We start from the raw sequence: 21,328 nt of genomic DNA on the forward strand, positions 1-21,328 counted from the left end.
ACCGAACGCCTGCGGGCGCTTCACACTTTATCCGCTGCCTGCGCCTTGGCCGCCGGCAAGGTGAACCCGGACACCGAGCGCCGCAGCTGGCTGGCCATTTTCGCCAGGTTGCCGATGCTCTCGGCGGTGGCGGTCGAGCCCGATGACGTCTGCGTGGTGATCTGCTGGATCACGTTCATCGTCAGGGAAATCTGACCGGCCGAAGACGTCTGTTGCTGCGCGGCATTGGAAATACTCTGGATCAGCGCCGCCAGGGTCTTCGATACGCCTTCGATTTCTTCCAGGGCCACCCCGGCATCCTGCGCCAGACGCGCGCCGCGCACCACTTCGGTGGTGGTTTGTTCCATGGAAATCACGGCTTCGTTGGTGTCGGTCTGGATCGCCCGCACCAGGGTTTCGATCTGCCGGGTGGCGGCGGACGAACGCTCGGCCAGGCGTTGCACTTCGTCAGCCACCACCGCAAAACCGCGCCCGGCGTCACCGGCCATCGAAGCCTGAATCGCCGCGTTGAGCGCGAGGATGTTGGTCTGATCGGCAATGTCATCGATCAGGCTGACAATGTCGCCAATTTCCTGAGAAGACTCGCCCAGGCGCTTGATGCGCTTGGCGGTGTCCTGAATCTGCTCGCGAATGTTGTCCATGCCGTGGATGGTGTTGTGCACCACCTCGTTGCCCTTGTTGGCGATTTCCACCGAACGTTCCGCTACCGCCGAGGATTCGGCAGCGTTGGCCGAGACCTGGTCGATAGACTGCGCCATGTCGTTGATCGCGGTGGAGGCTTCGCTGATCTGTTGCGCCTGATGTTCCGAAGCCTGGGCCAGGTGCATGGCGGTGGCCTGGGTTTCCTGCACGGCGGCGGCAACCTGGCCGGCGGTGAGGTTGATGGTCGCCACCAGGTCGCGCAGTTGATCGACGGAATAGTTGATCGAGTCGGCGATGGTCCCGGTGAAGTCTTCAGTCACCGAGGCGGTCACGGTGAGGTCGCCGTCAGCGAGGTCTTCGATCTCGTCAAGCAGGCGCATGATCGCGTTCTGGTTGCGCTCATTCTTCTCGGCGGTTTCACGCAGCTGACGATTGGTTTCGCGCACCATCACCAGGCCTATGAGGATGATCGACATCAGCGCCAGCAGGCCCAGCACGTAGCCACCGATGGTGTCGGTGTCGCGTCCGCCAGCGAGGTTTTCAAAACCGGTGGCCAGGAGCGAGGCTTCGTCGAGCAGGGTCTGTGACAGGCTGAAAATGTTGGTCGCCGATTCGCGAACCTTGAACAGCTCCGGCGAGGTTTCGAGGATTTCATCCACCGAGCCGGAGACGAATTCGAACAGCTCGGAAATTTCGGTCAAGCGTGCGCGCGCGTCGCGGTCTTCGACCTGGCTGACTCGCAGCGAAGTATTGCCCTGGAGCATGCCGTTGAGCACCTGACCGAACCGCGCGGCGTCACGACCGAACGCGTCGGCGGCCTGTTGCGAGTTTTCATCGCCGGACAGCACGGTGTTCACCGCGCCCAGGATGCGTTCGGCCAGCAGCGACTGACGCTGGGCCATGGCCACCTGAGCGGCCGGTGCGCCGCGCTGCAAGAGGATCTCGACAACTTTTTCGTATTCGACCTGCAACTGCGGCACGGTTTCGGCCAGGGTGGCGGCGACCTGATGCAGCGACAGCACGGTCTGCTCGCTGGAGAGGATCGCATCGGTGTTTTTCAGCAGGCGTTCCCAATCCAGCTGCACGGCGCGCATTTCCGGGCGCACGGCAGACGGTGCCGGCGGCAGGCCGGTGGCCGGGTCGCCCTTCTTCAGGTAACCCCAGCGCTGGGCGAAGTCGTTGCGCGCATCGCTCAGCAGCTTGAACGCCGCCGCTTTGCCGGCCGCGGCTTCGGTGGCGTTCTTGGCGATGCGTTGGGACAGCACGCGCAGCTCGCCGGCGTGGCCGATGTACTGTTTGTCGTACGTGGCTTGTGTGTTGAGGTACGCGAAGTTGGCGAACAGCAGCATGATGAAGATGATCAGCGCGATGAACAGCACGATGATCTGCGAGCGGCTGCGCGATCCTTCTGGCTTGCCTGTTTTTGTTTTTATCATCGGTCCTCGCCTGTTAACCCACACCTGTAAACCTAGCCAAGACCCCTGTGGGAGCGAGCCTGCTCGCGATTCAGGCGCCGCATTGCATCAGGATCACCGCGTTATCGTTCAATCGCGAGCAGGCTCGCTCCCACATTGGATCTGGTCATTTCGTTTACAGCGCTACATGCATGAAACTTTGCGACTGCGCCAACGTAAACGGGCTGAATATTTGCCACGTTTGCTCACGCTGAAACCGGCCTTGGACGAACGCTGCGATCGGCCCGTGCAGATCGGCCATCGCCACCGGCTCCAGGCTGTCCTGGGCAAAGTGCTGCAAACCGAAGACTTCATCGACCATCAACCCGGCAAACACTTCGCCGTGCTCCACCACCAACACCCGACGCTGTTTGCGCAGGGTCGACTGCTCATGGCCGAAGAAACTGCACAAATCCATGATCGGCAGCAATCGCCCCCGCAGGTTGGCCACGCCCTTGACCCAGGGTTTGACGCCCGGCAATTGGGTGAAACGCGGTTCGTGCAGGACCTCGCTGACTTCGCCCATGGGCGCGACGTACCAGTGCTCGCCCAGGCGAAAACCGATGCCGCTCCAGCGATCCTGCCGGGTCGGCTGGGACGGCAGATCCGCCGCCAGCAGGCGACAGCGCTGGTCGATCTGCAGCAGCAGTTCGAAAGCCGTCAGCGACTCGGTCATGGCCGCACGATCAACCGGCCAGCACGTTGTTCAGGGTTTTGATCAGGGTGTCTTCGTCGACCGGTTTTGTCAGGTAATCCTTCGCGCCCTGACGCGTGCCCCAGACCTTGTCGGTTTCCTGATCCTTGGTGGTGATGATGATCACCGGGATGTGCCCGGTGTCCGGATCTTTGGTCAACTGGCGGGTCGCCTGGAAACCGTTGAGGCCGGGCATGACGATGTCCATCAATACCGCGTCAGGTTTTTCCTGACGGGCCAGGGCCACGCCGTCGGCGCCGTTTTCGGCCTTCAACACTTCATGACCGTGCTTTTCCAGCATGCCGGTCAGTTTGTACATTTCAGTCGGCGAGTCATCGACGATCAGAATACGTGCCATGGTCTTCCCCATTCTTGTCGACGCCGGGCCCGCTGGCCGAGCGTCACTGTGCGTGTCCTACTGCGGCAAAACGGCGGCGAAACCCGGTACATGGGCCTGGATCGCGTTCAGCAGTTCTTCCTTGCTGAAAGGCTTGGTCAAAAACTGGTCGGAGCCGACAATGCGCCCCTTGGCCTTGTCGAACAGCCCGTCCTTGGACGACAGCATAATCACTGGCGTGGACTTGAACGCACTGTGGTTCTTGATCAGCGCGCAGGTCTGATAGCCATCCAGGCGCGGCATCATGATGTCGACAAAAATGATGCCGGGGTGATTGTCGGCAATCTTCGCCAGGGCATCGAAACCATCGATGGCCGTGATGACTTCACACCCCACGTTCTTCAACAGCGTTTCGGCGGTGCGGCGAATCGTCTTCGAATCATCGATCACCATGACCTTCAAGGCGCTGGAATGCTGTTCCATAAATGCTCTGCCGTCGCCTTTGCGAATCAAATTGTCCATTTCCGATAACCGGAGGCTCGAAACCCTTGATGTTTAAGGGCCAGAACGATATGGCAGCCTTTTTAGCACAGTCTCCATAACCAATCTATCGGCCGACCTTCGCGGTGGTTTTTCCTTGACCGGGAACACAGCGGGAGCCAATCTGACGGCACTTTTTCGTGTCCATCCGGACCACCCAAATTCGAGGAAAAACCCATGAGCGTTCGCGTCGGGATTGTCATGGATCCTATTGCCAGCATTTCCTATAAAAAGGATAGCTCGCTGGCCATGCTGCTGGCCGCACAGAAGCGCGGCTGGGAACTGTTCTATATGGAACAGAGCGATTTGTACCAGGCCGAAGGCGAAGCCCGGGCGCGGATGCGTCCGCTGAAAGTGTTTGCCAACCCGGAAAAATGGTTTGAACTGGAAGCCGAGACCGACGCGCTGCTGAGCGATCTGGACGTGATCCTGATGCGCAAGGATCCGCCGTTCGACATGGAGTTCGTCTACTCCACGTATCTGCTGGAACAAGCCGAGCGCGCTGGCGTGCTGGTGGTCAACAAACCGCAGAGTCTGCGCGACTGCAACGAAAAGCTGTTCGCCACCCTCTTCCCGCAGTGCACGCCGCCGACCATCGTCAGCCGTCGCCCGGACGTGCTGCGTGAATTCGCCGATCACCACGGCGACGTGATCCTCAAGCCGCTGGACGGCATGGGCGGTTCGTCGATCTTCCGTCACACCGCCGGCCACCCGAACCTGTCGGTGATTCTCGAAACCCTGACCTTGCACGGCAAGCAGCAGATCATGATCCAGGGTTACCTGCCGGCGATCGTCGATGGCGACAAACGCATCCTGATGATCGACGGCGAGCCGGTGGATTACTGCCTGGCGCGGATCCCGGCTGCCGGTGAAACCCGTGGCAACCTTGCGGCCGGTGGTCGTGGCGAAGCCCGTCCGCTAACCGACAAGGATCGCTGGATCGCCGCCCAGGTCGGCCCGACCCTGCGTGAGAAAGGCTTGCTGTTCGTAGGCCTGGACGTGATCGGCGAGCATCTGACGGAAATCAACGTCACCAGCCCGACCTGCATTCGCGAGATTGATAATGCGTTCGGCACCGACATCGGCGGGATGCTGATGGATGCCATCGATCAGAAGCTAAAGGCTCGTTGATATAGAACAGCCAAGAAACGACCAACATTGCGTTATCATCCGCGGCCTGTGAAAAACGCGATGTTGGTTTTTTTGTCATGACGCTCCCGTCCGATCTACCCGCTGAACTCGCCCATCGTGGCGTGCGCCCGGCCGATCGCCTCGGATTTACCCTGTTTCTCGCGGCGTTGATTCACCTGGCCTTGCTGTTGGGCGTCGGGTTCACGATGGTCGAACCCAAGCAAATCAGCAAAACCCTGGAAATCACCCTCGCCACCTTCAAGAGCGAAAAGAAGCCGACGAAGGCTGACTTTCTCGCCCAGGAAAATCAGGAAGGCAGCGGCACCCTGGATAAAAAGGCGATTCCCAAGACCACCGAGGTCGCGCCCTTCCAGGACAACAAGGTGCAGAAAGTCACGCCACCGCCGGCCGCCAAGCCGCCAGTGCCGGAAGCCGCGCCCAAGGCTGCCGTGACCACCGTTGCGCCGAAGCCGAAAAAAGCCCCGGCCAAGAACGAAGAGGTCAAGCCACTCACCAAACCTGCCGTGGCGGCACCGACGTTCGACACTGAACAGCTGTCCAGCGACATCGCCAGCCTGGAAGCGGAACTGGCCAACGAACAACAGCTTTACGCCAAGCGCCCGCGCATCCACCGCCTGAGCGCTGCTTCCACCATGCGTGACAAAGGCGCCTGGTATAAGGACGAGTGGCGCAAGAAGGTCGAGCGCATCGGCAACCTGAATTACCCCGACGAAGCGCGACGCAAGCAGATCTACGGCAATTTGCGCCTGATGGTCTCGATCAACCGCGATGGCTCGCTGTATGAAGTATTGGTGCTGGAATCCTCCGGGCAACCGCTGCTGGACCAGGCGGCGCAGCGCATTGTGCGACTGGCGGCACCGTTTTCACCGTTTACCGGGGATTTGTCGGACATTGACCGGCTGGAAATCATCCGCACGTGGAAATTCGCCCGCGGGGACCGGTTGTCCAGTAATTGATCGGAGATTTTCTGCCAAGTGTTACCTCTGTGGCGAGGGAGCTTGCTCCCGCTGGGCAGCGAAGCAGCCCCAAAACCTGCAGGCCTTGTGTTTCCTGACACACCGCAACGATCAGATGACGACTGCTGCGCAGCCGAACGGGAGCAAGCTCCCTCGCCACAGGGTCCTGCGGTGGCTTCAATCACCATTTCCAACGCATCCCCAGCTTGTCAGTTCGCCCCTCCAACGCCACACTAGCGCTCATGAAGAACGTCAGCCCCAGCTACCTCAAGCATCACTTCCTGATCGCCATGCCTCACATGGCCGACCCGAACTTTGCGCACACCTTGACCTACATCGTCGAGCACACGGCCAATGGTGCCATGGGGCTGGTGGTCAACCGCCCGCAAGACCTGAATCTGGCCGATATCCTCGAGCAATTGCGCCCCGACATTGAACCACCCGTGCTCTGCCAGCATGTGCCGATCTTTATCGGCGGCCCGGTGCAAACCGATCGCGGCTTTGTCCTGCACCCCTCGGGCAAAACCTTCCAGGCAACCGTTGATCTGGAAGGCGAGCTTTCCTTGTCCACCTCCCAGGATGTGCTGTTCGCCATCGCTGACGGCGTCGGCCCGGCCAAAAGTGTGATCGCCCTCGGTTATGCCGGCTGGGAAGCCGGGCAGCTCGAAGCCGAACTGGCGCAGAACGCCTGGCTCACCTGCCCGTTCGACGCCGATATCCTGTTCAACACCAGCAGCGAACTGCGCCTGGAAGCGGCGGCCAAGCACCTCGGGGTCAATCTCAGCCTGCTGACCAGCCAGGCGGGCCACGCCTGATGGCCCTGCGACTGATTCTGGGTTTCGACTACGGCACCAAACAGATCGGCGTTGCGGTCGGCCAGGTAATTACCGGCCAGGCCCGCGAGCTGTGTACCTTGAAGGCACAAAACGGTATTCCCGACTGGAATCAGGTCGAAGCCCTCATTAAAGAGTGGAAACCCGACGCTGTAGTCGTCGGCCTGCCGCTGAACATGGACGGCACGCCAAGCGACATGTGCCTGCGCGCAGAGAAATTCGCCCGTCGCCTCAATGGCCGCTACAACCTGCCCTTCTATACCCACGACGAACGCCTGACCACCTTCGAAGCCAAGGGTGAACGGCGTGATCGTGGCGGACAAAAGGGCAGCTATCGCGACAACCCGGTCGACGCCATCGCCGCCGCCCTGCTGCTGCAAGGCTGGCTCGACGAAAACACCGCACTGTTCGAATCCTGAAGAGCCGTCACAGCGTCTCTCTTAGCTACAACCCGAGCCAAACCCCGCAGCCTTACTCAAAGGCAGGGCTCGGGCCCAAGAAGGAGCAACCATGAGCCTGCCCAATCCCGCCGAACTGATCAGCCAGATGGCGATCCGTCTCAAGGCACACCTGGAACACCGTGGCATCAGCGAACCGCGCTACATCGGCATTCGTACCGGCGGCGTCTGGGTCGCCCAGGCGTTGCTCGAAGAACTGGGCAGCGATTCGCCCCTCGGCACCCTGGACGTGTCCTTCTACCGCGACGATTTCAGCCAGAACGGCCTGCACCCGCAAGTGCGCCCGTCCGCCCTGCCGTTCGAAATCGAAGGCCAGCACCTGGTGCTGATCGACGACGTGCTGATGAGCGGTCGGACCATCCGCGCCGCCATGAACGAGCTGTTCGACTACGGCCGCCCGGCCAGCGTGACGTTGGTGTGCCTGCTGGACCTGGACGCCGGTGAGCTGCCGATCCGCCCGAACGTGGTCGGCGCGACGCTGGAACTGGTCGCTCACGAGCGCGTGAAGCTGTCCGGCCCGGAGCTCAAGCTCGAACTGCAAGACCTCGCCCTTTAATTCGCCCTATTGAGAGTCCCCCTCGCGATGACGCCTCTAGAAACCAAGCGCCCGCTGCAGCTCAATGATCAGGGCCAGCTGCGACACTTCCTCTCGCTCGACGGTTTGCGCCGCGAGTTGCTGACGGAAATCCTCGACACCGCTGACTCGTTCCTCGAAGTCGGCGCCCGGGCGGTGAAGAAAGTCCCGCTGCTGCGCGGCAAGACCGTGTGCAACGTGTTCTTCGAGAACTCCACCCGCACCCGCACCACCTTCGAACTGGCGGCCCAGCGCCTCTCGGCCGACGTGATCACGTTGAACGTGTCGACATCGTCGGCGAGCAAGGGCGAAACCCTGCTCGACACCCTGCGCAACCTGGAGGCCATGGCTGCCGACATGTTCGTCGTGCGCCACGGTGATTCCGGCGCGGCACACTTCATCGCCGAACATGTCTGCCCGCAAGTGGCGATCATCAACGGTGGCGACGGCCGTCACGCGCACCCGACCCAAGGCATGCTCGACATGTTGACGATCCGTCGGCACAAGGGCGGTTTCGAAAACCTTTCGGTGGCCATCGTCGGCGACATCCTGCACTCGCGCGTCGCGCGGTCGAACATGCTCGCGCTGAAAACCCTCGGCTGCCCGGACATCCGCGTCATCGCGCCGAAAACCCTGCTGCCGATCGGCATCGAGCAATACGGCGTGAAGGTCTACACCGACATGACCGAAGGCCTGAAAGATGTCGACGTGGTGATCATGCTGCGCCTGCAACGTGAACGCATGACTGGCGGCCTGCTACCGAGCGAAGGTGAGTTCTACCGCCTGTTCGGCCTGACCACCGCGCGCCTCGCCGGGGCCAAGCCGGATTGCATCGTCATGCACCCAGGACCGATCAACCGCGGGGTAGAGATTGAGTCGGCGGTGGCCGACGGTCCGCACTCGGTGATCCTCAACCAGGTCACCTACGGCATCGCGATTCGTATGGCCGTGTTGTCCATGGCCATGAGCGGGCAGACTGCCCAGCGCCAATTCGAGCAGGAGAACGCCCAGTGAAGCTCAGCATTCTCGGCGCCCGCGTCATCGATCCAGCCACGGGCCTGGATAAAGTGACCGACATTCATATTGAAGCCTGCAAGATCGTCGCTTTGGGCGCCGCGCCAGCCGGTTTTGTGCCCGTCGACACCCTCGACGCCAAAGGCCTGGTGGCCGCCCCTGGCCTGGTTGACCTGAACGTCGCCCTGCGCGAGCCGGGCTACAGCCGCAAAGGCTCGATCGTCAGCGAAACCCGCGCCGCTGCAGCCGGTGGCGTGACCAGCCTGTGCTGCCCGCCAAAAACCAAGCCGGTGCTCGACACCTCGGCTGTGGCCGAACTGATCCTCGACCGCGCCCGCGAGGCCGGCAACACCAAAGTGTTCCCGATCGGCGCCCTGAGCAAAGGCCTGGACGGCGAACAGCTGGCGGAACTGGTCGCCTTGCGCGATGCCGGTTGCGTGGCGTTCGGCAACGGCCTGGAGAGCTTCCGCAATACCCGCACGCTGTGCCGGGCGCTGGAATACGCGGCGACCTTCGACCTGACGGTAATTTTCAATTCGCAGGACCATGACCTGGCCGAAGGTGGTTTGGCCCACGAAGGCCCGACCGCCAGTTTCCTAGGTTTGCCGGGCATTCCGGAAACCGCTGAAACCGTGGCGTTGGCCCGGGATCTGCTGCTGGTCGAGCAAAGCGGCGTGCGTGCGCACTTCAGCCAGCTCACCAGCGCGCGCGGCGTGGCCCTGATCGCTCAGGCTCAGGCTCGTGGCTTGCCGGTGACCGCCGATGTGGCGCTGTATCAGCTGATCCTGACCGACGAAGCGCTGATCGACTTCAGCAGCCTCTACCACGTCCAGCCGCCGCTGCGCACCCGCGCCGACCGCGATGGCTTGCGTGCCGCAGTGAAGTCGGGCGTGGTTTCGGCCATCTCCAGCCATCACCAGCCGCACGAACGCGACGCCAAACTGGCACCGTTTGGCGCAACCGAGCCGGGTATCAGCAGTGTTGAACTGCTGCTGCCGCTGGCGATGACGCTGGTGGAGGATGGGTTGCTGGATCTGCCGACGTTGTTGGCGCGCTTGAGCATCGGGCCTGCCGAGGCGTTGCGTTTGCCAGCGGGCAAGTTAGCCGTAGGCGGGCCGGCGGACATCGTGCTGTTTGATCCCGCGGCATCGACCGTGGCCGGTGAGACCTGGCTGTCCAAGGGTGAGAACTGCCCGTTTATTGGGCATACCCTTCCGGGCGTCGTGCGCTACACCCTGGTGGATGGGCGCATTAGCCACCAGGCTTAACACTGAGTTGTCCCAATCGCTAGCAGGGCTAGCTCCCACACAGGATCTGTGAACAACACAAATCCCCTGTGGGAGCTAGCCTGCTAGCGATGGCTTACTGGAAAGTGCCGCGATTCTGAGCGTTGCGCACGGACACCTGGTCATTCAGCGTCCAGAAGTCATACAAAACCCCCAGAAAGAACAACCCGCCCGTCACCAGGTACAGCAATCCGCTGATCCACTTCCCCTGATACATCCGGTGCACGCCGAATACCCCGAGAAACGTCAGCAGAATCCACGCCACGTTGTACTCGATGGGCCCGGCGGTAAAACGCAGGTCCGCTTCACGGTCCATGGCCGGGATCAGGAAGACGTCGATCAGCCAGCCAATGCCCAACAATCCAAAGGTGAAAAACCAGATCGTCCCGGTCACTGGCTTGCCGTAATAGAAGCGGTGAGCCCCGGTAAAACCAAAAATCCACAGCAGGTAGCCGATCATTTTGCTGTGCGTGTCTTGCTGCGGGCCGGCCTGTTGATAGGTGTTCATGAAGGACCTCGATTCACGCGATAGATAAATATTCTTGAATTCTTTGTGACTTTTTTACAGGTTGCCGACGTATGGCAAATGTTAACGTGGGTTCCGTCAAAGCCTTATACCACCTGAGTTCTGTCCGACAATTGCGTCCATTTGCCGCTTATTTGGTTCCGTTGAGCACAACTTGAATCGACCAACGGCCTCGGAAGGGCAAAAAACTCTGTTATAAAGTTGCGCGCTAACCTATATGAGCCTTGCCTAATGCGTCCATTTTTCAAGACATGGCTAACCATTTGCCTTTTGATGCCACTGGCCGCCCACGCCACCAATCGTGAGCAACGTCTTCCAAACGTTAATGGTTACACCCAAAAATCCCATGTTTCTGCTCCTTCGAGCAAAAACAAGAAATCCGAAAAACGTGCTCCACAGCTGGTCAGCAAAAGCAGCCTTGTTCCGCCGATGGCGACCAAGGAAAGCAGCAACGTGCTGAGTCGCGCCGTCAACGTCCTCGGTACACCTTACCGTTGGGGCGGCAGCAGCCCAAGTAAAGGGTTCGATTGTAGCGGCCTGGTGAAATACGCGTTCAACGACGCCACGTTCGACCTGCCGCGCACATCGAATGCCATGGCCAGCGGTCATGGCGAGAAAGTCGATCGCAAGGATCTGAAGCCGGGCGACCTGATTTTCTTCAACATCAAGAGCCGTCGGGTCAATCACGTTGCCATCTACCTGGGCAACGACCGCTTCATCCACGCACCGCGCCGTGGCAAGTCGGTGTCCATCGACACCCTGAAGAAACCGTACTGGGAAAGCCACTACGTGGTTGCCAAGCGGGTTCTGCCGAAAGAGAAGAACACCATCCAGGTTGTTCAGCGCTAATTGATTGACGCCCTCCTGAAGGCGGGCATTTGTGGCGAGGGAGCTTGCTCCCGCTGGGCTGCGAAGCGGCCCTAAAAAACCGGGAGCGCTGCGCACTCCAGCGGGAGCAAGCTCCCTCGCCACAGGTCCGCGTTTTCAACCCTCAGAAATTATCCGGCGACCGCGCCTTCTCCCGCGCATGCTCCCGGCTGATCAAGCCCTTGGTCACCAAGTCCTTCAAGCACATATCCAGCGTCTGCATCCCCAGATTGCCCCCGGTCTGAATCGACGAGTACATCTGCGCCACCTTGTCTTCGCGGATCAGGTTACGGATTGCCGACGTGCCGAGCATGATTTCGTGCGCCGCAATCCGCCCGCCACCGATCTTCTTGATCAAGGTCTGCGACACCACCGCCAGTAACGACTCGGACAGCATCGAACGCACCATCGACTTCTCGTCCCCCGGAAACACGTCCACCACCCGGTCGATGGTCTTGGCCGCCGATGTGGTGTGCAGCGTGCCGAATACCAAATGGCCAGTCTCGGCGGCGGTCAGCGCCAGGCGAATGGTCTCCAGATCACGCATCTCCCCCACCAGAATCACGTCCGGGTCTTCCCGCAGCGCCGAGCGCAGGGCCGTGGCGAAGCTGCGGGTGTCGCGATGGACTTCGCGCTGATTGATCAGGCATTTGCGCGATTCGTGGACGAACTCGATCGGGTCTTCGATGGTGAGGATGTGGTGATGGCGATGGTTGTTCAGGTAATCGATCATCGCCGCCAGGGTGGTGGACTTGCCGGAACCGGTGGGGCCGGTCACCAGCACCAGGCCGCGCGGAGCCTCGGTGATCTTGCGAAACACCTCGCCCATGCCGAGGTCGTCCATGCTCAGGACCTTCGACGGGATGGTCCGGAACACCGCGCCCGCCCCCCGGTTCTGGTTGAAGGCATTGACCCGGAAACGCGCCACGCCGGGCACTTCGAAGGAAAAATCAGTTTCCAGGTGTTTCTCGAAGTCCACCCGCTGGGTGTCGTTCATGATGTCGTAGATCAGCTCGTGCACCTGTTTGTGGTCCAGGGCCGGCAGGTTGATGCGCCGCACATCGCCGTCAACGCGAATCATCGGTGGCAGTCCGGCAGACAGGTGCAGGTCGGATGCGCCCTGTTTAGCGCTGAAGGCCAGCAGCTCGGTGATATCCATAGCGCTCCTCAATTCCAGTAGAATGCCGCCAACCTTCAAACCGCCGGCGCCTCTTGATGTCCACGATAGCAGACAACATTCTTCAGGTTAGTTCGCGCATCCGCGCCGCCGCCCTTGCCGCCCACCGCGACGAGCACAGTGTTCAACTGCTGGCGGTGAGCAAGACCAAGCCTGCCGAGGCCGTGCGCGAAGCGTATGCCGCAGGCGTGAGCGATTTTGGCGAGAATTACTTGCAGGAAGCCCTGGGCAAACAGCTCGAATTGGCCGACCTGCCCTTGATCTGGCACTTCATCGGCCCCATTCAATCGAACAAGACTCGCGCTATCGCCGAGCACTTCGCCTGGGTGCATTCCGTGGATCGCTTGAAAATTGCACAACGTCTGTCCGAGCAACGTCCGGCCGATCTGCCTCCCTTGAACATTTGCATCCAGGTCAACGTCAGCGGTGAAGCCAGCAAATCCGGCTGCACCCCGGCCGACCTGCCGGCCCTGGCCAAGGCCATCAGCGAATTGCCGCGCATCACGTTGCGCGGGTTGATGGCGATCCCTGAGCCGACTGAAGATCGCGCCGCCCAGGACGCCGCTTTTGCTGCCGTGCAAAGCCTGCAAGCCAGCCTGAACCTGCCGCTCGACACACTTTCCATGGGCATGAGCCACGACCTCGAATCGGCCATCGCCCAGGGCGCCACTTGGGTCCGCATCGGAACGGCCCTGTTTGGCGCTCGCGACTACGGTCAACCATGAACAATGGCTGACGCCTCTCTTTATAAGGACCTGACATGAGCAAGACTCGTATTGCCTTTATCGGTGCCGGAAACATGGCTGCCAGCCTGATCGGCGGCCTGCGCGCCAAAGGTCTGGACGCCGCGCAAATCCGCGCCAGCGATCCGGGCGCCGACACCCGTGCCAAGGTGCAGGCCGAACACGGCGTTGAAGTTTTCGCGGAAAACGCCGATGCCATTCAAGGCTCGGACGTGGTCGTGCTGGCGGTCAAACCCCAGGCGATGAAAGCCGTGTGCGAAGCGATTCGCCCAAGCCTGAAGCCGAATCAACTGGTGGTTTCGATTGCGGCCGGCATCACTTGCGCGAGCATGAACAACTGGCTTGGTGCCCAGCCGATCGTGCGCTGCATGCCCAACACCCCGGCGCTGCTGCGGCAGGGCGTCAGCGGTTTGTTTGCCACGGCCGAAGTGAATGCTGAACAACGCCAGCAAGCTGAAGAACTGCTGTCGGCCGTCGGTATTGCCCTGTGGCTGAACGAAGAGCAGCAACTGGACGCGGTCACCGCCGTCTCCGGTTCGGGCCCGGCGTACTTCTTCCTGCTGATCGAAGCCATGACCGCTGCCGGCGTGAAGCTCGGCCTGCCAGCGGACATCGCCGCTCAACTGACGGTGCAAACCGCATTGGGCGCCGCACACATGGCGGTTGCCAGCGATGTCGACGCGGCTGAATTGCGTCGTCGCGTGACCTCGCCTGCGGGCACCACGGAAGCAGCAATCAAATCGTTCCAGGCCGGTGGCTTCGAAGCGCTGGTCGAAAAAGCACTCGGCGCCGCTGCGCACCGCTCGGCCGAGATGGCTGAGCAACTTGGCCGTTAATCAGCTCTTACAAAGGAATCAATGATGCTTGGACTCAATGACGCTGCCATTTTCATCATCAAAACCCTGGGCAGCCTGTACCTGCTGATCGTACTGATGCGCTTCATCCTGCAACTGGTTCGGGCGAATTTCTACAACCCGCTCTGCCAGTTCATCGTGAAAGCCACTCAACCGTTGCTCAAGCCGCTGCGCCGGGTCATCCCGAGCATGTTCGGGCTGGACATGTCGTCACTGGTATTGGCGCTGATCATTCAGATGCTGCTGATTGCGGTGATCCTGCTGCTCAAAGGCTTCATGGTCGACTGGCTGTTCCTGGTGCCGTGGGCGCTGATCGCGCTGTTCTCGCTGTTTTTGAATATTATTTTCTGGGCGATGATCATCAGTGTGATTCTGTCCTGGGTCGCCCCGGGCAGCCACAATCCGGGTGCAGAGCTGGTCGCGCAGATTACTGAACCGGTACTCGCCCCGTTCCGTCGGATCATTCCGAACCTGGGCGGCCTCGATATCTCGCCGATCTTCGCGTTTATCGTGATCCAGTTGCTGCAAAGCTGGCTGATCCCGCGCCTTGCGAACTTCGCCCTCATGCCGATGGGGCTGCTCGGCCTGATCTGATGAGCTACTTTCGCTGGGACGGTGACGACCTGATTCTGGAGTGTCACCTGCAACCGGCAGCCCGCAGCGATGATTTCTGCGGGCTGCACGGCGATCGGCTGAAGATCCGCCTGACGGCACCACCGGTTGAAGGCAAGGCCAATGCGTATCTCATGGCGTTCCTAGCCAAGGCGTTTGGCGTGTCCAAGAGTCAGGTCAGTTTGATCAGCGGGGAGCTGAACCGGCAGAAACGGGTGCGGATCTGTTCGCCGAAGAAGCTGCCGGATTTGCCTGGGTTGGTGATGCGTTCGCGATGACTGTGGGTTGCGGCATAGAGCCACCCCTCACCCCAGCCCTCTCCCCATAGGGGAGAGGGGAAAGGGAGCAGATCGGGGACTTTTCAGAACCTGCGTTCGACTCAGACTTTCAGGTCGATGTAACTCAAAAAAACAACTCGCTCAGTCCCCTCGCCCCTTTGGGGAGAGGGTTAGGGTGAGGGGCGATCTCCAGCCGAGTAGCCATTTCCCAAACACCTCGGCCTTAGCTTGCCGCTAACCCCACCGGTCTTTAGACTTACGCCTCATTTCAACGAGAGCAGGGTCGATGCCAACTGCCTTTCCCGCCGATTCTGTTGGTCTGGTGACGCCGCAAGTGGCGCACTTCAGTGAACCCCTGGCCTTGGCCTGTGGCCGTTCGCTCCCAGCTTATGACCTGATTTACGAAACCTACGGCACGCTGAATGCCACGGCGAGCAACGCCGTGCTGATCTGCCACGCCTTGTCCGGTCACCACCACGCTGCCGGCTTCCACAGCCCTGACGATCGCAAACCCGGTTGGTGGGACAGCTGCATCGGCCCCGGCAAGCCGATCGACACCAACAAATTCTTCGTGGTCAGCCTGAACAACCTCGGCGGCTGCAACGGTTCCACCGGCCCGAGCAGCGTCAACCCGGAGACCGGCAAGCCGTTCGGCGCCGACTTCCCGGTGCTGACCGTGGAAGACTGGGTGCACAGCCAGGCGCGTCTGGCCGACCTGCTCGGCATCCGCCAATGGGCTGCCGTGATTGGCGGCAGTCTCGGCGGCATGCAGGCGATGCAGTGGAGCATCACTTACCCTGATCGCATTCGCCATTGCCTGGCCATCGCCTCGGCTCCCAAACTGTCGGCGCAGAACATCGCCTTCAACGAAGTGGCGCGCCAGGCGATCCTCACCGACCCCGAATTCCACGGCGGTTCGTTCCAGGAAGCGGGCGTGATCCCCAAGCGCGGCTTGATGCTGGCGCGAATGGTCGGGCACATCACCTACCTGTCGGATGACTCGATGGGTGAAAAATTCGGCCGTGGCCTCAAGAGCGAAAAGCTCAACTACGACTTCCACAGCGTCGAGTTCCAGGTCGAAAGCTACCTGCGTTATCAGGGTGAAGAGTTCTCCGGGCGTTTCGATGCCAACACTTATTTGCTGATGACCAAGGCGCTGGACTACTTCGACCCGGCAGCTAACTTCGACGATGACCTGGCGAAGACCTTCGCCCATGCCCAGGCCAAGTTCTGCGTGATGTCGTTCACCACCGACTGGCGCTTCTCCCCTGCCCGCTCGCGGGAACTGGTGGACGCGCTGATGGCGGCCAAGAAAGACGTCTGCTACCTCGAGATCGACGCTCCGCAAGGCCACGACGCCTTCCTGATTCCGATCCCGCGTTACTTGCAGGCCTTCAGCAATTACATGAACCGCATTACGTTGTGAGAAAGCCATGAGAGCTGATCTGGAAATCATCCAGGAATGGATCCCCGCCGGCAGCCGCGTGCTCGACCTCGGTTGCGGCGATGGCGAATTGCTGACCTGGCTGCGCGATAACAAGCAAGTCACCGGCTATGGCCTGGAAAACGACCCGGACAACATCGCCGAGTGCGTGGCCAAGGGCATCAACGTCATCGAGCAGGACCTGGACAAGGGCCTGGGTAACTTTGCCAGTAACAGCTTCGACGTCGTGGTCATGACCCAGGCGCTGCAAGCTGTGCATTACCCGGACAGAATCCTCGACGAAATGCTGCGGGTCGGCCGCCAGTGCATCATCACCTTCCCCAACTTCGGTCACTGGCGTTGCCGCTGGTACCTGGCGAGCAAGGGCCGGATGCCGGTGTCCGAGTTCCTGCCGTACACCTGGTACAACACGCCGAACATCCACTTCTGCACCTTCGAAGACTTTGAAGCACTTTGTCGCGAACGTGAAGCGAAGGTCATTGATCGGCTTGCCGTGGATCAACAGCACCGCCACGGGTGGGCCAGTAAGCTATGGCCTAATCTATTAGGTGAAATCGGTATTTACCGCGTCAGCAGCCCAGGGCTGCAGGATCACAAGATTGCGGTCTGACCACGACATTCCAAGGAGAACGATCATGGGTCGTCTAGCGCTGTTTGTACTTACTGCCTGCCTGAGCGTCACCGCGATGGCCGCCGACGTCATCAAAGGTGATCGTCAGGAAAAGTTTGGCGATGTGACGGTGCATTACAACACCTTCAACTCCACCTTCCTGACACCCGATATCGCTAAAGCCGCTGAGCTCACCCGCAGCAAGAATCAAGGCGTGATCAACGTTTCGGTGATCAAGGACGGCAAGCCGCTGATAGCTCAAGTCAGTGGTACGGTCAAAGACCTGACCAGCCAAAGCGTGCCGCTGAAATTCAAACAGATCACCGAACAAGGCGCGATCTACTACATCGCCCAGTTCCCGGTCGACCAGCAGGAAGTCCGCACCTTCGAGATCAAGGTGCAGAGTGGCGACAAAACCAACACCATCAATTTCAACCAAGAGCTTTTCCCCGGCGAATGATCAACTTCACGCAGCTCGTACTGGCCAGCCACAACGCCGGCAAACTCAAGGAACTCCAGGCCATGCTCGGTGCGTCGGTGCAACTGCGCTCGATCGGCGAGTTCAGCAGCGTCGAGCCTGAAGAAACCGGCCTGTCGTTCGTCGAAAACGCCATCCTCAAGGCCCGCAATGCCGCGCGCATCTCCGGTCTGCCGGCGCTGGCCGACGATTCCGGGCTGGCAGTGGATTTCCTTGGCGGTGCGCCGGGCATCTACTCGGCCCGTTACGCCGATGGCCAAGGCGATGCGGCGAACAACGCCAAACTGCTCGACGCCATGAAAGACGTGCCGGAAGCCGAGCGCGGCGCGCAGTTCGTCTGCGTGCTGGCGCTGGTGCGTCACGCCGACGATCCGTTGCCGATCCTCTGCGAAGGCCTGTGGCACGGACGCATCCTGCACGCTGCCAGTGGTGAACACGGGTTTGGCTACGACCCGCTGTTCTGGGTGCCGTCGCGCGATTGCTCCAGCGCCGAGCTGAGCCCGAGCGAGAAAAACCTCATCAGCCACCGCGCCCGTGCAATGGATCTGCTGCGCCAGCGTCTAGGCCTGTTATGACCCTTGAATCATCCGCATCACCGCTGATCTTCGGCGGTGCCGCCTCATCGCCTCGAGCGGCGCTCCCCGTGCTGCCGCCCTTGGCGTTGTACATCCACATCCCGTGGTGTGTGCGCAAATGCCCTTATTGCGACTTCAACTCCCACACCGCCAGCCCGGTGCTGCCGGAGCAGGAGTACGTCGACGCGTTGCTGGCCGACCTCGATCAGGACCTGCATGCGGTTTACGGCCGTGAACTGAGCTCGATCTTCTTCGGCGGCGGCACGCCGAGCCTGTTCAGCGCCGAAGCCTTGGGCCGTTTGCTCAAAGGCGTCGAGCAGCGCATCCCGTTTGCCAGCGACATCGAAATCACCCTGGAAGCCAATCCGGGCACCTTCGAGCAAGAGAAATTCGTCGCCTACCGCGCGCTGGGCATCAATCGCCTGTCGATCGGCATTCAGAGTTTCCAGGAAGAGAAACTCAAGGCGTTGGGGCGAATTCACAACGGCGACGAAGCGGTTCGAGCCGCCGGCATGGCGCGTCAGGCCGGGTTCGATAATTTCAACCTAGACTTGATGCACGGCTTGCCGGATCAGTCGCTGGACGATGCGTTGAGCGACCTGCGCCAGGCCATCGCCCTGAAACCGACCCATCTGTCCTGGTATCAGCTGACGCTGGAGCCGAACACGGTGTTCTGGAACCAGCCACCGACGCTGCCGGAAGACGACACGTTGTGGGACATTCAGGAAGCCGGCCAGGCGCTGCTCGCCGAACACGGTTACGCGCAATACGAGGTCTCGGCCTATGCGCAACCCGGTCGCCCGGCGCGGCATAACCTCAATTACTGGAGCTTCGGCGACTTCATCGGCATCGGCGCCGGCGCCCACGGCAAGCTCAGCCATCCGGACGGGCGCATCGTGCGCACCTGGAAGACGCGCCTGCCGAAGGATTACCTGAACCCGGCGAAAAGCTTCAAGGCTGGCGAGAAAGCGCTGACCAACGAAGAGCTGCCGTTCGAGTTTTTGATGAATGCGTTGCGCCTGACTGAGGGCGTCGAGTCGCGGCTGTACCCGGAACGCACCGGGCTGAGCCTGGAAAGCCTCGCCGAAGGCCGCCGGGAAGCCGAACAAAGCGGCCTGTTGCAGGTCGAACCGTCACGTCTGGCGGCGACCGATCGCGGACAGCTGTTTCTCAATGACTTGCTGCAAACATTTCTGAGCTGATTTCAGCCTTAGGGGAAAACGAATGGATTTGATACTCGACCTGCTCGCCACCGTCTCCCGCTGGAGCCGCAGCAACCTGTCGGAGATTTCTCTGGCCTTGGTGGGCTGCCTGTTGGTGTTGTTCGGCGCGGACATCAAAGGCTGGGTCGACCAACGCCTGGGCAGCATCGCCGGCGCGTTACGCGTGCCGTTGCTCGCTCTGGTGTGCATGGTCGGCAGCGGCGTGGCACTGATCTACGCCACGCCATGGATCATCAAAGGCCTGAGCCAGTTCAACAACTACAGCCTGGCGCCGGTGTTGTTGGTGGTGCTGGTGCTGATCGGCGTTGTAGCTGACCGCCGCTGACTTTTGACTACACCCAAAACAACTGTGGGAGCGAGCCTGCTCGCGATGGCGTCATAACATTCAACATCTTCGTTGACTGTCAGACCGCAATCGCGAGCAGGCTCGCTCCCACAGTTTTTACAGCGATACGGCTCAGGACTGTTTTTCGAACTTCAGGTCCCACACGCCATGCCCAAGACGTTCGCCGCGGCGTTCGAACTTGGTGATCGGGCGTTCGGTCGGGCGCGGGACGCATTTGCCGTCTTCGGCCAGGTTGCGATAACCCGGCGCGACGTTCATCACTTCCAACATGTACTCGGCATACGGCTCCCAGTCGGTGGCCATGTGCAGGATGCCGCCGACCTTCAACTTGCTGCGCACCAGCTCAGCGAAGGACGCCTGAACGATACGGCGCTTGTGGTGGCGGCTCTTGTGCCACGGGTCCGGGAAAAACAGCATCAGGCGATCGAGGCTGTTGTCGGCCACGCAACGGTTGAGCACTTCGATCGCGTCGCAATCGTAGACCCGCAGATTTGTCAGGCCCTGTGTCAGCACGCCATTGAGCAGCGCGCCCACACCCGGACGGTGCACTTCCACGCCAATGAAATCCTGTTCCGGCGAGGCTGCGGCCATTTCCAGCAGCGAATGGCCCATGCCGAAACCGATTTCCAGCGAACGCGGTGCCGAGCGACCGAATACCTGGTCGAAGTCCACCGGCGCGTCGGCCAATGGCAGCACGAACAGCGGCGTGCCCTGGTCCAGACCACGTTGCTGGCCTTCGGTCATGCGCCCGGCGCGCATCACAAAACTCTTGATGCGGCGATGTTGGCGCTCGTCGCCTTCTTCCGTCTGGATTGGCGTGTCGTTTGATTCAGTCATCAATGGCTCTTACTTGATCAGACCATCCAGCGGCGAGGAGGCGCTGGCATAGAGTTTTTTCGGCATGCGGCCGGCGAGGTAGGCCAGGCGGCCCGCGACGATGGCGTGTTTCATGGCTTCAGCCATCATGATCGGCTGCTGGGCGTGGGCGATGGCCGAGTTCATCAGCACTGCTTCGCAACCCAGTTCCATGGCGATGGTGGCGTCGGAAGCGGTACCGACACCGGCATCCACCAATACGGGAATCTTGGCTTCTTCGAGGATGATCTGCAGGTTGTACGGGTTGCAGATCCCCAGGCCCGTGCCGATCAGACCGGCCAGCGGCATCACTGCAATAACACCAATTTCCGCCAGTTGACGGGCAATGATCGGGTCATCGCTGGTGTAGACCATCACGTCGAAGCCTTCCTTGACCAGCACTTCGGCGGCCTTGAGGGTTTCGATCACGTTGGGGAACAGGGTTTTCTGGTCCGCCAGCACTTCCAGCTTCACCAGGTTGTGGCCACCGAGCAGCTCACGGGCCAGGCGGCAGGTGCGCACAGCCTCGGTCGCGTCGAAGCAACCGGCGGTGTTCGGCAGGAAGGTGTAGCGATCCGGCGACAGGACTTCGAGCAGGTTCGGTTCGCCCGGGCTCTGGCCGAGGTTGGTGCGGCGAACGGCGAAGGTCACGATCTCGGCACCCGAGGCTTCGATGGCCAGGCGGGTTTCTTCCATGTCGCGGTACTTGCCGGTGCCTACCAGCAAACGCGACTGGTAAGTACGACCGGCCAGGACGAAGGGCTTGTCGCTACGAACGATGCTCATGGGAAATCCTCTGT

Annotated in this window: 26 protein-coding genes; 18 read left to right on the forward strand and 8 right to left on the reverse strand. The window is 60.8% G+C overall.

Translation table 11 applies throughout. From position 1 onward, the window contains the following. Positions 1-20 precede the first annotated feature (20 nt). The 4 genes from DJ564_RS30610 to pilG form a co-directional block, all read right to left on the reverse strand. Positions 21-2,078 carry a methyl-accepting chemotaxis protein gene (locus tag DJ564_RS30610; RefSeq protein ID WP_109635575.1) on the reverse strand — a complete coding sequence of 686 codons (2,058 nt, stop codon included), beginning with the start codon at positions 2,076-2,078 and terminating at the stop codon, positions 21-23. A gap of 154 nt (positions 2,079-2,232) precedes the next feature. Further along, positions 2,233-2,772 carry a chemotaxis protein CheW gene (locus tag DJ564_RS30615; protein ID WP_109635577.1) on the reverse strand — a complete coding sequence of 180 codons (540 nt, stop codon included), beginning with the start codon at positions 2,770-2,772 and terminating at the stop codon, positions 2,233-2,235. A 10-nt stretch (positions 2,773-2,782) separates the two neighbouring features. Further along, the gene (gene pilH, locus DJ564_RS30620; RefSeq protein WP_109635579.1) at positions 2,783-3,148 is read right to left on the reverse strand and encodes a twitching motility response regulator PilH; all 366 of its coding nucleotides are present in this window, start codon (positions 3,146-3,148) and stop codon (positions 2,783-2,785) included. Between the two features lie 57 nt (positions 3,149-3,205). Then, the gene (pilG, locus tag DJ564_RS30625) at positions 3,206-3,610 is read right to left on the reverse strand and encodes a twitching motility response regulator PilG (RefSeq protein WP_010466861.1); all 405 of its coding nucleotides are present in this window, start codon (positions 3,608-3,610) and stop codon (positions 3,206-3,208) included. 234 nt (positions 3,611-3,844) lie between these two features. Here pilG and gshB point away from each other — a divergent pair, with 234 nt between their 5' ends. From gshB to DJ564_RS30660, 7 genes are all read left to right on the forward strand, one after another. After that, positions 3,845-4,798 (forward strand): glutathione synthase, encoded by a 954-nt coding sequence (gshB, locus tag DJ564_RS30630; RefSeq protein ID WP_109635581.1) that lies wholly within the window; start codon positions 3,845-3,847, stop codon positions 4,796-4,798. A gap of 77 nt (positions 4,799-4,875) precedes the next feature. After that, entirely contained in the window at positions 4,876-5,775 is a 900-nt protein-coding gene (locus DJ564_RS30635) for an energy transducer TonB (RefSeq protein WP_109635582.1), read from the forward strand. Positions 5,776-6,017: 242 nt separating this feature from the next. After that, entirely contained in the window at positions 6,018-6,590 is a 573-nt protein-coding gene (locus DJ564_RS30640) for a YqgE/AlgH family protein (protein ID WP_109635583.1), read from the forward strand. Next, positions 6,590-7,027 carry a Holliday junction resolvase RuvX gene (ruvX, locus tag DJ564_RS30645; protein WP_005792259.1) on the forward strand — a complete coding sequence of 146 codons (438 nt, stop codon included), beginning with the start codon at positions 6,590-6,592 and terminating at the stop codon, positions 7,025-7,027. Before DJ564_RS30640 ends, ruvX begins: the two co-directional genes overlap by 1 nt. A gap of 91 nt (positions 7,028-7,118) precedes the next feature. Beyond that, complete coding sequence (gene pyrR / locus DJ564_RS30650) at positions 7,119-7,622, forward strand: bifunctional pyr operon transcriptional regulator/uracil phosphoribosyltransferase PyrR (RefSeq protein ID WP_109635584.1); 504 nt, start codon at positions 7,119-7,121, stop codon at positions 7,620-7,622. Between the two features lie 27 nt (positions 7,623-7,649). Then, the gene (locus DJ564_RS30655; RefSeq protein ID WP_007897943.1) at positions 7,650-8,654 is read left to right on the forward strand and encodes an aspartate carbamoyltransferase catalytic subunit; all 1,005 of its coding nucleotides are present in this window, start codon (positions 7,650-7,652) and stop codon (positions 8,652-8,654) included. Continuing rightward, complete coding sequence (locus DJ564_RS30660) at positions 8,651-9,922, forward strand: dihydroorotase (RefSeq protein ID WP_109635586.1); 1,272 nt, start codon at positions 8,651-8,653, stop codon at positions 9,920-9,922. The genes DJ564_RS30655 and DJ564_RS30660 overlap by 4 nt, the downstream gene beginning before the upstream one ends. 94 nt (positions 9,923-10,016) lie before the next feature. Here the strand turns inward: DJ564_RS30660 and DJ564_RS30665 are convergent, their stop codons facing one another. After that, positions 10,017-10,448 (reverse strand): TM2 domain-containing protein, encoded by a 432-nt coding sequence (locus DJ564_RS30665; protein WP_109635587.1) that lies wholly within the window; start codon positions 10,446-10,448, stop codon positions 10,017-10,019. A 249-nt stretch (positions 10,449-10,697) separates the two neighbouring features. On the opposite strand from DJ564_RS30665, the gene DJ564_RS30670 reads away from it, so the two are divergent. Continuing rightward, positions 10,698-11,315 carry a C40 family peptidase gene (locus DJ564_RS30670; RefSeq protein ID WP_109635589.1) on the forward strand — a complete coding sequence of 206 codons (618 nt, stop codon included), beginning with the start codon at positions 10,698-10,700 and terminating at the stop codon, positions 11,313-11,315. A gap of 142 nt (positions 11,316-11,457) precedes the next feature. On the opposite strand, the gene DJ564_RS30675 is transcribed toward DJ564_RS30670, so the two are convergent. Next, entirely contained in the window at positions 11,458-12,492 is a 1,035-nt protein-coding gene (locus DJ564_RS30675) for a type IV pilus twitching motility protein PilT (RefSeq protein ID WP_109635591.1), read from the reverse strand. Between the two features lie 56 nt (positions 12,493-12,548). Here DJ564_RS30675 and DJ564_RS30680 point away from each other — a divergent pair, with 56 nt between their 5' ends. The 10 genes from DJ564_RS30680 (at position 12,549) to DJ564_RS30725 (ending at position 19,652) form a co-directional block, all read left to right on the forward strand. Continuing rightward, positions 12,549-13,235, forward strand: coding sequence for a YggS family pyridoxal phosphate-dependent enzyme (locus DJ564_RS30680; RefSeq protein WP_109635593.1), 687 nt, complete (start codon positions 12,549-12,551; stop codon positions 13,233-13,235). Between the two features lie 35 nt (positions 13,236-13,270). Continuing rightward, positions 13,271-14,089, forward strand: a complete 819-nt coding sequence (gene proC / locus DJ564_RS30685; protein ID WP_109635595.1) for a pyrroline-5-carboxylate reductase — start codon at positions 13,271-13,273, stop codon at positions 14,087-14,089. Between the two features lie 24 nt (positions 14,090-14,113). After that, a complete protein-coding gene (locus tag DJ564_RS30690) occupies positions 14,114-14,701 on the forward strand; it encodes a YggT family protein (RefSeq protein ID WP_010466835.1) in 588 nt (195 codons plus the stop codon). Beyond that, positions 14,701-14,997 (forward strand): DUF167 domain-containing protein, encoded by a 297-nt coding sequence (locus DJ564_RS30695; RefSeq protein WP_109635596.1) that lies wholly within the window; start codon positions 14,701-14,703, stop codon positions 14,995-14,997. Before DJ564_RS30690 ends, DJ564_RS30695 begins: the two co-directional genes overlap by 1 nt. A gap of 286 nt (positions 14,998-15,283) precedes the next feature. Beyond that, positions 15,284-16,423, forward strand: coding sequence for a homoserine O-acetyltransferase (locus DJ564_RS30700; RefSeq protein WP_109635598.1), 1,140 nt, complete (start codon positions 15,284-15,286; stop codon positions 16,421-16,423). A gap of 7 nt (positions 16,424-16,430) precedes the next feature. Further along, positions 16,431-17,051: a methionine biosynthesis protein MetW gene (gene metW, locus DJ564_RS30705; RefSeq protein WP_010466828.1), complete on the forward strand. Its 621-nt coding sequence runs from the start codon at positions 16,431-16,433 to the stop codon at positions 17,049-17,051. Positions 17,052-17,076: 25 nt separating this feature from the next. Further along, positions 17,077-17,511 carry a DUF4426 domain-containing protein gene (locus tag DJ564_RS30710; protein ID WP_109635600.1) on the forward strand — a complete coding sequence of 145 codons (435 nt, stop codon included), beginning with the start codon at positions 17,077-17,079 and terminating at the stop codon, positions 17,509-17,511. Continuing rightward, positions 17,508-18,104, forward strand: a complete 597-nt coding sequence (gene rdgB, locus DJ564_RS30715; protein WP_109635601.1) for an RdgB/HAM1 family non-canonical purine NTP pyrophosphatase — start codon at positions 17,508-17,510, stop codon at positions 18,102-18,104. Before DJ564_RS30710 ends, rdgB begins: the two co-directional genes overlap by 4 nt. Then, positions 18,101-19,306, forward strand: coding sequence for a radical SAM family heme chaperone HemW (gene hemW / locus DJ564_RS30720; protein WP_109635603.1), 1,206 nt, complete (start codon positions 18,101-18,103; stop codon positions 19,304-19,306). The genes rdgB and hemW overlap by 4 nt, the downstream gene beginning before the upstream one ends. 22 nt (positions 19,307-19,328) lie before the next feature. Next, positions 19,329-19,652, forward strand: a complete 324-nt coding sequence (locus DJ564_RS30725) for a DUF3392 domain-containing protein (RefSeq protein ID WP_109635605.1) — start codon at positions 19,329-19,331, stop codon at positions 19,650-19,652. A gap of 132 nt (positions 19,653-19,784) precedes the next feature. Here the strand turns inward: DJ564_RS30725 and trmB are convergent, their stop codons facing one another. Further along, positions 19,785-20,510, reverse strand: a complete 726-nt coding sequence (trmB, locus tag DJ564_RS30730; RefSeq protein WP_083375541.1) for a tRNA (guanosine(46)-N7)-methyltransferase TrmB — start codon at positions 20,508-20,510, stop codon at positions 19,785-19,787. A 9-nt stretch (positions 20,511-20,519) separates the two neighbouring features. Beyond that, positions 20,520-21,314: a thiazole synthase gene (locus DJ564_RS30735; protein ID WP_109635606.1), complete on the reverse strand. Its 795-nt coding sequence runs from the start codon at positions 21,312-21,314 to the stop codon at positions 20,520-20,522. Positions 21,315-21,328 lie beyond the last annotated feature (14 nt).

Origin of the sequence: Pseudomonas sp. 31-12, from assembly GCF_003151075.1 — a bacterium.
Lineage (GTDB): Bacteria > Pseudomonadota > Gammaproteobacteria > Pseudomonadales > Pseudomonadaceae > Aquipseudomonas.